The sequence below is a fragment of the Pseudoclavibacter sp. RFBJ3 genome (assembly GCF_002931375.1).
GTDB lineage: Bacteria > Actinomycetota > Actinomycetes > Actinomycetales > Microbacteriaceae > Pseudoclavibacter.
In genome coordinates this window covers 43,117-56,722 of the sequence record NZ_PSXZ01000007.1, presented here as the reverse complement: position 1 = coordinate 56,722, position 13,606 = coordinate 43,117, and the positions used below count along the sequence as shown (strand labels likewise).

The following is a 13,606-nucleotide window of genomic DNA, read 5'->3' as shown; positions in this document are numbered from 1 at the left end:
ACCCTGTGGGAGAGTAGGTCACCGCCGGACTTCTTCATAAGCCGGGGTTGGTTGTTGAGTGAGCAGAGATGCTCCTCGATGACCAACCCCGGCTTTTTTCATTCGCCACCAACCGCGACAATACAACGCAGCGCCGAAGCACCCCGATGGCAGCACAGGGCACGTCCCTGAGCTCCGGAGCGCTGTGACGTAGGCTGGGTGGCGACGCAAGCGTCCAAGGTGAGGCGCATTCAGACAAGCATGACAACAATTCGACAGCGCATCCCGAGGAGCTATTCATGGACGCAAACGACAACGAGCGGCGAAACCCGAGCAACGAACGCGGGTCAGGCAACCGCCAGGAACGCAGCGGCCAGGATGGGCGACGGGATGCGAACTCCCGCGGCGGCGACCGCAAGCAGTTCGGCGACCGCAAGCCCTACGCAGGCGGCGGCGACCGCAACCAGGGAGAACGACGCAGCTACAACAACCGTGACGATGCCCAGCGCGGCGAGCGCAAGTCGTACGCGCCCCGCGATGGTGAGCGGAAGTCCTACGCCCCCCGTGATGACAACCGTGGTGAGCGAAAGTCATACCCACCGCGTGATGACAACCGTGGTGAGCGAAAGTCGTACGCGCCCCGCGATGGTGAGCGGAAGTCCTACGCCCCCCGTGATGACAACCGCGGCGAGCGCAAGTCGTACCCTCCCCGCGACGGCGAGCGGAGGTCCTACGCACCACGCGACGACAGCCGTGGCGAGCGCAAGTCGTACGCGCCCCGCGATGGTGAGCGGAAGTCCTACGCCCCCCGTGATGACAACCGCGGCGAGCGCAAGTCGTACCCTCCCCGCGACGGCGAGCGGAGGTCCTACGCACCACGCGACGACAGCCGTGGCGAGCGCAAGTCGTACCCGCCTCGTGACGGTGAGCGTCGTCCCTACAACTCCCGCGATGACCGTGGCGAGCGCAAGTCGTTCCCGCCTCGCGACGGTGAGCGGAAGTCGTACGCACCGCGTGATGACAACCGTGGCGAGCGGAAGTCCTACGCGCCTCGTGACGGCGAGCGGAAGTCCTACGCACCTCGTGATGGTGAGCGGAAGTCCTACGCGCCCCGTGACGACAGCCGCGGCGAGCGCAAGTCCTACGCGCCTCGTGATGACAGCCGTGGTGAGCGCAAGTCGTACCCGCCTCGTGATGGTGAGCGCAAGTCCTACGCGCCCCGTGACGACAACCGTGGTGAGCGGAAGTCGTACCCTCCTCGCGATGACAGCCGTGGCGAGCGCAAGTCGTACCCGCCTCGTGACGGGGAGCGTCGTCCCTACAACTCCCGCGACGACCGCGGCGAGCGCAAGTCGTTCCCGCCCCGCGACGGCGAGCGAAAGTCGTACGCGCCTCGTGATGACAACCGTGGTGAGCGGAAGTCCTACGCGCCTCGTGATGACAACCGTGGCGAGCGCAAGTCGTACCCGCCTCGTGATGGTGAGCGCAAGACCTACACGCCCCGTGATGACAACCGTGGCGAGCGGAAGTCCTACCCTCCCCGTGACGGCGAGCGTCGTTCATCCGGTCCCCGTGGCGACAGCCGTGGCGGACGCGACGATCGCGGCTTCTCTGGCGGCCGCGGACGTCCAGTGCCTGAGCGTCCGGAGCTGACCGAGGAGGAGCTGCTCGCACGTGAGCTCCGCCCGGTTCGGGCAGAGCACATCGACCCCATCGTTCCCGACGAGGTCAGCGAGTCGGATCTCCCCAAGGGCGCCCGCAACGAGCTCAAGACGCTCGAGGCGACCAACCAGGAATTCGTCGCCAGGCACCTCGTGATGGCATCGGTGCTGATCGACAGCGATCCCGAGCTCGCCCATCAGCATGCCGTCTCGGCGGCACGCCGCGGCGGGCGTATCGCCATGGTGCGCGAGACCCTCGCCATCACGGCGTACACGATCGGCGACTACGCGCTGGCACTCCGCGAGCTGCGCACCTACCGTCGCATCAGCGGCAAGGAAGACCAGCTGGCGCTCATGATCGACAGCGAGCGCGGCCTCGGCCGGCCGGACCGGGCCCTCGAGCTCGGTCGCGCCGCCGACCGCACGGGGCTCGGCCCGGCCGAACTGGTCCAGGTCGCCATCGCCATGTCCGGTGCGCGTCTCGATCAGGGCGCCGCCGACCTCGCGCTTGCTGAACTCGAGATCCCGCAGCTCGACCCGAAGCGCGCCTACTCGTACAGCCCGGCCTTGTTCGCCGCCTACGCGACCGTGCTCGAGGAACTCGAGCGCACCGCAGAAGCCGAGCGCTGGACGGCCCTCGCCACCAGGGCGCAGGATGCTCTCGACGCCGTCAAGCACGACGAGCACGAGACCATCGAAGTCGTCACCGAAGGCGAGTTCCCCCCTCTCGAGGAGGACGAGATCGACGAGGACGGGATCGCAGCCGAGACCGAGACCGAGATCACGGGCGAAGGCTCGACGAGCGCTGTCGAAGGCTCGGGAAGCGTCGCAGATGGCGAAGCATCCGAGGCCGCGGAGTACTCGCGTGACGAGGACGACCTCGAAGCCGAGGTAGATGAGCTGCTCGCGGCGGCCGGTGACACGGTTGCAGCTGAGCCCGAATCGGAGGCTGCGGCTGAGGCCGATGTCATCGACGAAGCCGCTGCCGTGCTCGACGACGAACTGGTCGCCGAGGTCGAGGAAGAGGCGGACGAGATCGTCGCCGAAGCCGAGGCGCTGGATGAGGTCCAGGAAGAGGCTGACGAGATCGTCGCCGCTGCCGAGGATGCCCAGGAACTCGCGATCGACGAGCACGACATCGACGAGCACGAGAGCGCGCCTGTTGCCGTCGACGTCGAGCTCGATGTCGTCCCGGCACCTGCTGAGGCCGAGGTCGCATCGGAGTCAGACGCTGACGCCGCGCCTGCCGATGCTGCATCGGACGCTGATGACAGCGACGCCGAGACCAGCGACGACGAGAACGACGACGAAGACGAGGAGAAGAAGCGCAAGGGCGACGAGCCCGAGCCCCTCTTCGACCTGTGATCGGATGCGGGGCGGCGGATCCACTCCGCCGCCCCGCGCCCGCCTGCGGGGCCCGCAGCGCCCGCTGTGCCTGCACCTCGCGCGAAGTGCGCGAATCGCGTTGATCCTGCCTGGGCCGACGCCAAGATCCCAAGAGTCAGGCTGCCGAAGCCGACGAGCTGAGAGAGACGAGAGATCCTGATGGCTTTGTTCAAGAAGAGCACCGGAACCGGACCTTCCCCGCTCGACGGCGTGGACGTGGTGCTGGCGGACCTGGATGGCGTCGTCTACCGCGGACCGAACCCGGTGCCCTACGCGGTGGAGAGCCTGAACGCGCTCGCCGCGTCCGGTCTCCGCTCTGGGTACATCACGAACAATGCCTCCCGCACGGATGAGCAGGTCGCGCAGCATCTGCGCGAGCTGGGGCTCACGCTGACGGCCGAGGACGTCGTGACGAGTCCGCAGGCGGCGGTGCGTCTCCTGGCTGACCAGGTAGCCCCCGGCGCGCTTGTGCTCGTCGTCGGTGGGGACGGTCTCATCGACGAGCTCGCCAAGGGTGGATTCCGCGTGACGCGATCCGCGGACGACGAACCCGACGCAGTCATCCAGGGCTTCGCGCCGCACGTCGGCTGGGAGCACCTCGCGGAGGCCTCGTTCGCGCTCGCGCGCGACATCCCGTGGGTCGCGACGAATCAGGACTGGACGATCCCTGTCGCTCGCGGCATCGCCCCGGGCAACGGAACGCTGGTGTCGGCCGTGCACACGGCGGTGCAGAAGCTGCCGCTCGTCGCCGGGAAGCCGGAGAAGGCGATCTTCGACGAGGCGGTGCGCCGCTTCGACGCGAAGAAGGCGCTGTTCATCGGCGACCGACTCGACACCGACATCAAGGGTGCCTCGAACGCCGGCATGACCTCGGCGTTCGTGCTCACGGGCGTCGACCGCCCCAAGCAGCTCATCGCGGCGCCCCCTGGTCAGCGTCCCGACTTCATCTTGAGCGACCTTCGCGAGCTCTCGCAGCCGTACCCGAAGGTCGTCAGCGAGCGTCCACAGGCCGAGGTGGCCGTCGCGCGCGTCGGAGACGCGCAGGTCACAGTGCGTGGCATCGACGTCATCGTCGACCGCGCCGGCTCCTCGCCCATCAACCTCCTGCGTGCTGGCTGCGCAGCGATCGCGGCTTCGGAGAAGCTCATCTACGCGCTCCGGGTGCCGGAGGTGCTGTACTCGGAACTCGCGTCATGAGCATCGACCCAGGCGGGGCCGCCGACGACACGGAGCTCGCCTCCGAGCTCGATCGAATCGCGTCTCTGCCCGTCTCGGAGCGCGCGGCCGAGTTCTCGCAGCTGCACCAGCAGCTGGGGGAGCTCCTGGAGAGCACTCCCGTGGAGCTCTTCGACGGGGACAGCGCGTGAACGGTCCGATCACGACGCCCGAGGGAGGGCCGCTCAAGCGCCTCGACACCGAGCTCACCCACCGTGGGCTCGCGCGCAGCCGCACGGCCGCGGCACGCCTCATCGAGGCCGGGCTGGTGTCCGTGAACGGTGTGCAGGCGAGCAAGACGGGCCTCCGCGTCGCCGACCACGACGAGCTGACGATCGCTGGGGGAGACGACTTCGTCTCGCGAGCCGCGCACAAGCTCGTCGCGGGTCTCGACGCGGTGCCGACGCTCGATCCCACTGGTCGAGTGGCGCTTGACGTGGGTGCATCCACCGGCGGCTTCACACAGGTGCTGCTCTCTCGCGGCGCACGTCACGTCGTGGCACTCGACGTCGGGCACGACCAGCTGGCGCCGTCGGTGCGCGAAGATCCTCGCGTCTCGAACCTGGAAGGCGTCAACGCCCGGTTCGTCGACGCCCAGCAGCTCGACGAACTGCTCGTGGCAGCGGAATCGCCCGTGCGCTCCGCCGATATCGACCTCGTCGTTGGTGACCTCTCGTTCATCTCCCTGACCAAGGTCATCGCGCCCATCCTGGCGATGGCGCCCGGGGTCGTCGACGCCGTGCTGCTCATCAAGCCGCAGTTCGAGGTCGGGCGGACGGGCGTGAAGGGCGGCATCGTCCACGACCGCAGGCTGGTCGCGCCCGCACTCGAGCGGGTGCTCGTGGAAGCCGCCGACTGCGGGCTCGAGCTCGTCTCCCTGCGGCCGTCTCCCATCGTGGGAACGCACGGGAACTCGGAATTCGTCGCGGTCTTCCGCACGTCGAGAGGCTCGAGTCCAGCGGATGCTGACAGACTCGACACTCTGCGGCGAGCCATCGTCGAAGCGGAGGACTTGGAGGCAGATCGATGAGCGGAAACTCGAAGCGGCGGATCCTCGTCGTCAGCCATGTCGCACGCGAAGACGCCATCGAGGCGGCCATGACGGTGCTGCAGCTGCTCGACGATGCCGGCGTGGTTCCCGTGCTCGAGCCGTCGACGCACCGCGAGCTGCTGCGCCTCGACAGGAACCGGGTGCCCCGGACGACCATGGCGCTCGGCGATCAGCTCGCGGCCGACGAAGTCGAGATCGCCATCGTGCTCGGGGGCGACGGCACCATCCTGCGTGCCGCCGAGCTGGTGCGCGATGCCGGGGTCCCGATTCTGGGGGTCAACCTCGGTCACGTCGGCTTCCTCGCCGAGAGCGAGCGAGACTCGCTCGCGGACGCTGTCGGACGAGCCCTCGATCGCGACTACGAGGTCGAGGAGCGGATGACGCTCGACGTCCGGGTCACGCTCGGCGGCCAGACCGTCTACGAGACCTGGGCCCTCAACGAGGCATCCATCGAGAAAGCCAGCCGTGAGCGGATGCTCGAGCTGGTTCTCGAGGTCGACGGGCAGCCGCTGCTCAGCTTCGGCGCCGACGGCGCGATCTTCTCGACGCCGACCGGCTCCACCGCCTACTCGTTCTCGGCGGGCGGCCCCATCGTGTGGCCGACGGTCGAAGCGCTGCTGCTCGTGCCGATCAGCGCGCACGCCCTCTTCGCGAGGCCCATCGTCGTCGGCCCGAGCTCGACGCTCGCCGTGGAGATCATCCCCCGCACCGGCACGCCGGGTGTGCTGTGGTGCGACGGGCGACGCACGTACGACCTCACGGCGGGCTCCCGCGTGACGGCAACACGGGGAGGCGCCCCGATCCGTCTGGCGCGACTCCACAGCGCGCCGTTCAGCAAACGACTTGTCGAAAAGTTCCAACTCCCGACTTCAGGATGGCGAGGACCCGCACGCGCATGATTCTTGACATCGATATCTCCGGCCTCGGCGTCATCGAACGCGCCGAGCTTCCCCTCGGCCCCGGCTTCACCGCGATCACGGGTGAGACCGGCGCGGGAAAGACCATGATCGTCACGGCGCTCGGCCTGCTCCGCGGCGGGCGCGCCTCCGCGGACGCGGTGCGATCGGGCGCGAGCAAGGCAGTCGTGGAGGGGCGCTGGCAGCTCGACGCCGACAGTGCCGCAGCGCGCCTCGCGGCAGACGCGGGCGCAGAGCTCGACGAGAACGACGAGCTCCTCGTGGCCCGCCAGGTGAGCGCGGAGGGTCGGAGCCGAGCCTGGCTCGGCGGGCGCGGGGTGCCAGCCTCGATCCTCGCCGACCTCGGAGAGCGCCTTGTCGTGGTGCACGGGCAGAGCGACCAGTGGCGGCTTCGCAGCGAGGGAGCGCAGCGTGCCGCGCTGGATGCGTTCGGCGGCGCCGAGCTGCGCGGCGCACGCACCACGGTTCGCGAGGCGCATGTTCGCCGGGGCGAGCTGCGCGCCGAGCTGCAGACGCTGAGCGATGCTGAGGCCGAGCGCGAGCTCGAAGCCGCCCGACTGCGTCGGGCACTCGCCGACATCGAGCCGGCCGAGCCGCAGGCGGGGGAGGACGTGACGCTCCTCGCCCGCATCGAGCGGCTCTCCAACCTCGAGGCGCTCCGGCGCGACGTCGGCCAGGCGCACGAGCTCCTCGCCGGTGACAGCTCCACAGGATTCGGTGGACAGGGCGGTGCGAGCTCCACCGAGCTGGTCTCGCAGGTGCGGGCCCTCATCGACAGCGCGACAGCGAGCGACCCCGCACTGGGTGAGCTCGGACAGGCGGCGGCCGACATCTCGTTCGCAATCGACGAGCTCGGCCTGCGCCTCGCCGGCTACCTCGACGGACTCGAAGCCGAGGGAAGCGGTGAACTGGCGGAGCTCAACGAGCGGCTCACGCTGCTCACGAGCCTCACGCGCACCTACGGACCGACGCTCGACGACGTGATCGAGCTCGGCTCCCAAGCGGGCATCCAGCTGCTGGAACTCGAGAACGACTCGACGCGCATCCAGCAGCTCGAGGCGCAGATCGCCGAGGCGGAGGAGGCGCTCGCCGCCGCGGCTGCGCGCCTCACGGAACTCCGGACCGCGACGGCTGCGGTGCTCGAGGAGCGGGTCACAGAGGAGCTCCACGCGCTCGCCATGCCGGCAGCCCAGCTCACCGTGGCCATCACCCCGCTCGACGAGATCGCCGCCCACGGCGGCGACCGGGTCGCCTTCATGCTCCGTCCGCATCCGGGAACCGAGCCGGCCCCGCTCGGCAAGGGCGCGTCCGGCGGCGAGCTCTCCCGCGTCATGCTCGCGCTCGAGGTCGTGCTGGCGGACGTGAGCTCGGTGCCGACCCTCGTGTTCGACGAGGTCGACGCCGGCGTCGGCGGGTCCGCGGCGATCGAGATCGGGCGCCGCCTGCAGCGGCTCTCCGCGAACGCTCAGGTCATCGTCGTCACGCACCTGGCGCAGGTCGCTGCGTTCTCGGACAACCACATCAGCATCGAGAAGTCGAGCGACGGACAGTTCACGACCTCCAGCATCCGCCAGATCAGCGGTGCGGACCGGACGCAGGAGATCGCCAGGCTCCTGTCGGGACTCTCCTCCAGCGAGACCGGGAACGCCCACGCAGAGGAGCTGCTGGAGCTCGCCGCGGCGAATCGCACAGCGTCAGGCGCAGACGGATCGCGGTCCGTCGGCTAATATGGAATTCCGTGACTAGCGCAGATATCCCAGTTGCGGGAAACGACCAGGCCGTTGTCAAGCAGATCTATGTGACCGGGGGCGTGGTCTCCTCTCTCGGCAAGGGCTTGACCGCTGCCAGCTTGGGCAACCTCCTCAGGGCCCGAGGCCTGCGCGTCGTCATGCAGAAGCTCGACCCTTACCTCAACGTCGACCCGGGCACCATGAACCCGTTCCAGCACGGCGAGGTGTTCGTCACCAACGACGGGGCTGAGACCGACCTCGACATCGGCCACTACGAGCGCTTCCTCGACGTCGACCTCGCGCAGTCGGCCAACGTCACGACCGGGCAGATCTACTCGAGCGTCATCGCCAAGGAGCGCCGCGGCGAGTACCTGGGCGACACGGTCCAGGTGATCCCGCACATCACCGACGAGATCAAGCGACGCATGCGCCTCCAGGCCAGCGAGGAGCCTCGCCCCGACGTCATCATCACCGAGGTCGGCGGCACGATCGGCGACATCGAGTCGCAGCCCTTCATCGAGTCGGCCCGCCAGCTGCGCCACGAGCTCGGACGCGACAACGTGTTCTTCGTGCACGTCTCGCTCGTCCCGTTCATGGGAGCCTCAGGCGAGCAGAAGACCAAGCCGACCCAGCACTCGGTCGCGGCTCTCCGCTCCGCGGGGATCCAGCCGGACGCGCTCGTGCTGCGCAGCGACCGCCCCGTGACCGAGAGCAACAAGCGCAAGATCGCCCTCATGTGCGACGTGCCGGAGCGCGCGGTCGTGAACACCATCGACCTGCCGTCGATCTACGACATCCCCCGCGTCCTGCGCGAGCAGGGGCTCGACGAGTACATCATCGAGCAGCTCAAGCTCCCCGCCGAGCCCATCGAGTGGAGCGCCTGGGAGCGACTGCTCGAGGTCGTCCACCAGCCGAAGCACCAGATCACGGTCGGCCTGGTCGGCAAGTACATCGACCTCCCCGACGCCTACCTGTCCGTGACCGAGGCGCTGCGGGCCGGCGGCTTCGCGAACCAGACGCGCGTCAAGCTGCGCTGGATCCCATCCGACGAGTGCGAGACGGCAGAGGGCTCCGCAGCACAGCTGAGCGACGTCGACGCGATCTGCGTGCCAGGCGGCTTCGGCATCCGCGGCATCGAGGGCAAGCTCGGCGCCCTGCGCTTCGCTCGCGACAACGGCATCCCCACGCTCGGGTTGTGCCTCGGCATGCAGTGCATGGTCATCGAGTACGCGCGCAACGTCGTCGGCATCACCGACGCGAGCTCGTCCGAGTTCGACCCGGAGACGCCGAACCCCGTCATCGCGACCATGGCCGAGCAGGTCGACATCATCGAGACCGGCGACCTCGGCGGCACGATGCGCCTCGGGTCCTACCCGGCAGCTCTCGACGAGGGCTCCATCATCGCCGAGCTCTACGGCTCGACCCTCGTCGAGGAGCGCCACCGTCACCGCTACGAGGTGAACAACGCGTACCGCGATCAGATCTCGGATGCGGGTCTCCACTTCTCGGGACTCTCACCGGACGGCACGCTCGTCGAGTACGTCGAGCTGCCTCGCGAGGTGCACCCGTTCTACGTGGCCACGCAGGCGCACCCCGAGCTCAAGTCGCGCCCCAACAACGCGCACCCGCTGTTCTCCGGCCTCGTCGCCGCCGGCCTCGAGCGTCAGCGTTCCGGTCGTCTCGTCGACGTCGAGGAGAGCGTGCAGGACGTGGACCAGGTCCAGCAGTGACCTCGTCCGCTGAATCGGGGCCCTTCGCCGACGCGGTCGCGGAAGACACGGTGCTCGAGTCGAGCGTCGTCTTCCGCGGCGCCGTCTGGGACATCGTCCGCGAGCGGTTCCGTTTCGGCGGAGAGGTGCTGACGCGGGAGTTCATGTCGCACACGGGCGCGGTCGCAGTGCTCGTGCTCGACGACGCCGACCGCATCCTCTTCATCCGCCAGTACCGTCACCCGGTCGGGCGGCGCGACTGGGAGCTGCCGGCAGGACTCCTCGACGCGCCCGGCGAGGACCCGCTCGACGCCGCGAAGCGCGAGCTCGGCGAGGAGGTCGACCTGCTCGCGGACCGCTGGGACGTGCTGCTCGACCAGTACACCTCGCCGGGGGGCAGCAGCGAGAACGTGCGCGTCTACCTCGCCCGCGGTCTCTCGGCCACTCCGGAGGCGTTCGATCGCACCGGTGAGGAGGCGGAGCTCGAGCAGCGCTGGGTTGCGCTTCCCGACGCGCTCGAGGCCGTCCTCGACGGCTCCGTGCAGAACCCGTTCGTCGTCTCGGGCGTCATGGCGCTCCACCTCGCGAAGGAGCGCTCCTTCTCGACGCTCCGCCCCGCGGATGCGGCCTGGCCGACCCGCTCGCCGGGGCGCCCAGAGTAGTCGGCCAGCCCATGGCCGCGGATCCAGGCGAGGCCACGTCGGACGCGGCCCGCCTCGACACCTACCTCAGGCATCTGACGATCGAGCGCGGCCTCTCCGCCAACAGCCTCGGGGCCTACCGGCGAGACCTCGTCAAGTACCTCGACTGGCTCGAGCAGGGTGACCGCGGCCCGGTCGCGGCCGCGAAGCCCGAGGACGTCACCGCCTTCCTCGCGCACCTGCGCGACGGCGAGCAGCTGGCCGCCTCCTCCATCTCGAGGACGCTGTCCTCGGTGCGCGGCTTCCACCGGTTCCTGCTCGACGAGGGCGTGCTCGACGTGGACGCCACCGCGCGGGTGCGCGCGCCGAAGCTGCCATCCCGGCTCCCGAAGGCGCTCACCGTGGCCGAGGTGGAGCGGCTGCTGCAGGCAGCAGACGGCGAGACGCTCGAGGCGATGCGCGACACCGCGCTCGTCGAGCTCCTCTACGCGAGCGGCGCGCGCATCTCCGAACTCGTCGACCTCAACGTCGATGACCTGCTCGAGCCCGGCATCCTCCGGGTGCGGGGCAAGGGCAACAAGCAGCGCATCGTGCCGGTCGGCAGCTTCGCGCAGCGAGCCCTCGACCGCTACCTCGTTCGAGCGAGACGCGAGCTCTCCTCGCGGGGGAGCGCAACCCCTGCGCTGTTCCTCGGCACGCGCGGTGCGCGGCTCTCCCGGCAGAGCGCCTTCAACCTGCTCGACGCGATCGCAGCGCGGGCGGACCTCGCCGGGCGCGTCTCCCCGCACACCCTCCGCCACTCGTTCGCGACGCACCTGCTCGAGGGTGGGGCGGACGTGCGTGTCGTGCAGGAGCTCCTCGGCCACGCCTCCGTCTCGACGACGCAGATCTACACGCTCGTGACGGCCGACACGCTCCGGGACGTCTACGCGACGAGCCATCCGCGCGCCACCCTCGGCGGAGGCCAGGCCGGGGATAGGATGCAGAGGTCATGAGCGAAGAGACCATCGAATCCACTCCCCGCAGCGCAAGCGCGGTGTCGACGCGACTCTATAACCACTTCGACGTGCCAGAGGAACTCGACGACCACGGCCCTGCGCGCATCATCTCGATGTGCAACCAGAAGGGTGGCGTCGGGAAGACCACGACGAGCATCAACCTCGGCGCCTCGCTCGCGCTCTATGGCCGCCGTGTGCTCGCCGTCGACTTCGACCCGCAGGGTGCGCTGAGCGCGGGCCTCGGCATTCGCACCTACGACGCCCCGACGGTCTACGACCTGCTCATCGGCACGGTCAAGGACCCGCACGAGGTCATCCAGCCGACGGCCTTCCCGGGCCTCGACGTGATGCCCGCGAACATCGACCTCTCGGCGGCGGAGGTGCACCTCGTCACCGAGGTCGCGCGCGAGCAGATCCTCGCGAGTGTGCTGCGCAAGGTCTCGAGCGAGTACGACGTCATCATCGTCGACTGCCAGCCCTCCCTCGGACTCCTCACGGTCAACGCGCTCACCGCGAGCCACGGCGTGATCATTCCGCTCGAGTGCGAGTACTTCGCGCTCCGCGGCGTCGCGTTGCTCGTCGAGACCGTCGACAAGGTGCGCGACCGTCTCAACCCCTCGCTCGAGCTCGACGGCATCCTGCCCACCATGTACGACGGCCGCACGCTGCACTCGCGCGAGGTGCTCGACCGCGTCTACGAGGCGTTCGGCGACCGCGTCTTCGACACGGTCATCGGCCGCACGGTGAAGTTCCCCGATGCCTCCGTCGCCGGCGTGCCCATCGTCAGTTTCGCTCCAGAGCACACCGCGGCGAAGGCCTACCACCAGCTCGCGCGCGAGTTGGTCGAACGTGGCGCCGTCGCCTAGCACGCTGACCGCACGGGCCACCCCGGCCAGGCAAGGGAGCTCGGCCGCCGCCGACATCGAGGCGGCCCCGGACGCGGACTTCCGTGTCTCCCTCAGCAACTTCGAAGGCCCGTTCGATCTCCTGCTGACGCTCATCTCGAAGCACGAGATGGACATCACCGAGGTGTCGCTCAGCCGCGTCACGAGCGAGTTCATCGGGTACCTGAACGACCTGTCGACGCCGGAGGAGCTCGATCGGGCAAGCGAGTTCATCGTCGTCGCGGCGACGCTGCTCGACATGAAGATCGTCAGCCTGCTTCCGCAGGGCGAGTACGTGGATGCGGAGGACGTGGCGATCCTCGAGGCACGAGACCTCCTGTTCGCGCGCCTCCTGCAGTACAAGGCGTTCAAGGAGGTCTCCGCATGGTTCGCGGCGGCGCTCGGCGTCGAGGGGCAGCGTACGACTCGTGCCGTGCCCCTGGAGGCGAAGTTCCGAGAGCGCATCCCGGAGCTCGTCTGGACGCTGTCCGCCGCTGACTTCGCCGCGCTCGCGACGCTCGCGCTCGCGCCACGAGAGATCCCGACCGTCGGCCTCACCCACCTCCACGCCCCCAAGGTGAGCATCCGGGAGCAGGCCCGCATCCTCGTCGCGGTCCTCCAGGACGGCGAACCGCGCACCTTCCGGGAGCTCGTCGCTGACGCCAGCGCTCGCGGTGTGGTCATCGCCCGCTTCCTGGCCCTCCTGGAGCTGTACCGCAGGGCCGCGTTGAGCTTCGAGCAGGAGACCCCGCTCGGCGAGCTCATCGTGCAGTGGGACGCGCAGGACTGGGATGCGGCGCAGCTCTCGAGCCTCGGAGACGACGATGACTGACCTCACCGCGACCGAGCAGCCCTCCGATCCGGGCGAGCAGCCAAGCGTCGAGCTCGACCGCGCCGTCGAGGCGATCCTCTTCGTCGCCGACGAGCCGCTGTCGCTCGTGACCATCGCCGGCGCGGTCAGCCGCCCCGTCTCCGACGTCCGAGCATCCATCGGCCGGCTCGTCGCCGACTACAACGGCGACCTCGGCGGGCCGGAGCGCGGCTTCGAGCTGCGCGAGGTGGGCGGGGGATGGCGGCTCTACGTGCGCGAGACGCTCGACGACATCGTCGCCGACTTCGTGCTCACCCGCCAGCCGTCGAGGCTCTCGCAGGCCGCGCTCGAGACGCTCGCCGTCATCGCCTACCGTCAGCCCATCACCCGTTCGCAGGTGGCGCAGGTCCGCGCTGTGAACGTCGACTCGGTGGTGCGTACTCTGGTAGCACGTGGCCTCATCGCAGAAGACGGCCACGACGACGTGACCGGGGCCATTCGCTACGTCACGACCCAGGCGCTTCTGGTGCACCTGGGACTCAACTCGCTCGACGAGCTGCCAAAGATTTCACCTCTGCTCGACGAAGGACAGGACGGATTCCATGAGTGATCAGCGAGGGCGCG

General features: G+C 69.1%; 12 protein-coding genes. All 12 read left to right on the top strand.

Going from position 1 to position 13,606, the window contains the following annotated elements; all coding sequences use genetic code 11:
* Positions 1-278 precede the first annotated feature (278 nt).
* Positions 279-3,005, top strand: a complete 2,727-nt coding sequence (locus C5E07_RS19465; RefSeq protein ID WP_104299239.1) for a primosomal protein — start codon at positions 279-281, stop codon at positions 3,003-3,005.
* Between the two features lie 180 nt (positions 3,006-3,185).
* A complete protein-coding gene (locus C5E07_RS09320) occupies positions 3,186-4,223 on the top strand; it encodes an HAD-IIA family hydrolase (RefSeq protein ID WP_104299238.1) in 1,038 nt (345 codons plus the stop codon).
* Positions 4,220-4,393 (top strand): hypothetical protein, encoded by a 174-nt coding sequence (locus C5E07_RS19460; protein WP_181057897.1) that lies wholly within the window; start codon positions 4,220-4,222, stop codon positions 4,391-4,393. The genes C5E07_RS09320 and C5E07_RS19460 overlap by 4 nt, the downstream gene beginning before the upstream one ends.
* Positions 4,390-5,271, top strand: coding sequence for a TlyA family RNA methyltransferase (locus C5E07_RS09315; RefSeq protein ID WP_258063842.1), 882 nt, complete (start codon positions 4,390-4,392; stop codon positions 5,269-5,271). Before C5E07_RS19460 ends, C5E07_RS09315 begins: the two co-directional genes overlap by 4 nt.
* On the top strand, positions 5,268-6,191 hold the full coding sequence (locus C5E07_RS09310; RefSeq protein WP_104242281.1) for an NAD kinase: 924 nt from the start codon (positions 5,268-5,270) through the stop codon (positions 6,189-6,191). The genes C5E07_RS09315 and C5E07_RS09310 overlap by 4 nt, the downstream gene beginning before the upstream one ends.
* Entirely contained in the window at positions 6,188-7,936 is a 1,749-nt protein-coding gene (recN, locus tag C5E07_RS09305) for a DNA repair protein RecN (RefSeq protein ID WP_104299243.1), read from the top strand. Before C5E07_RS09310 ends, recN begins: the two co-directional genes overlap by 4 nt.
* 11 nt (positions 7,937-7,947) lie before the next feature.
* Positions 7,948-9,669: a CTP synthase gene (locus C5E07_RS09300; protein WP_258063840.1), complete on the top strand. Its 1,722-nt coding sequence runs from the start codon at positions 7,948-7,950 to the stop codon at positions 9,667-9,669.
* Entirely contained in the window at positions 9,666-10,310 is a 645-nt protein-coding gene (locus C5E07_RS09295; RefSeq protein WP_104242279.1) for an NUDIX hydrolase, read from the top strand. Before C5E07_RS09300 ends, C5E07_RS09295 begins: the two co-directional genes overlap by 4 nt.
* A gap of 11 nt (positions 10,311-10,321) precedes the next feature.
* On the top strand, positions 10,322-11,284 hold the full coding sequence (gene xerD / locus C5E07_RS09290) for a site-specific tyrosine recombinase XerD (RefSeq protein WP_104299237.1): 963 nt from the start codon (positions 10,322-10,324) through the stop codon (positions 11,282-11,284).
* The gene (locus C5E07_RS09285) at positions 11,281-12,153 is read left to right on the top strand and encodes a ParA family protein (RefSeq protein WP_104242275.1); all 873 of its coding nucleotides are present in this window, start codon (positions 11,281-11,283) and stop codon (positions 12,151-12,153) included. Before xerD ends, C5E07_RS09285 begins: the two co-directional genes overlap by 4 nt.
* Entirely contained in the window at positions 12,137-13,003 is an 867-nt protein-coding gene (locus C5E07_RS09280) for a segregation and condensation protein A (RefSeq protein WP_374953200.1), read from the top strand. Before C5E07_RS09285 ends, C5E07_RS09280 begins: the two co-directional genes overlap by 17 nt.
* Positions 12,996-13,592 (top strand): SMC-Scp complex subunit ScpB, encoded by a 597-nt coding sequence (scpB, locus tag C5E07_RS09275; RefSeq protein WP_104242273.1) that lies wholly within the window; start codon positions 12,996-12,998, stop codon positions 13,590-13,592. The genes C5E07_RS09280 and scpB overlap by 8 nt, the downstream gene beginning before the upstream one ends.
* Positions 13,593-13,606 lie beyond the last annotated feature (14 nt).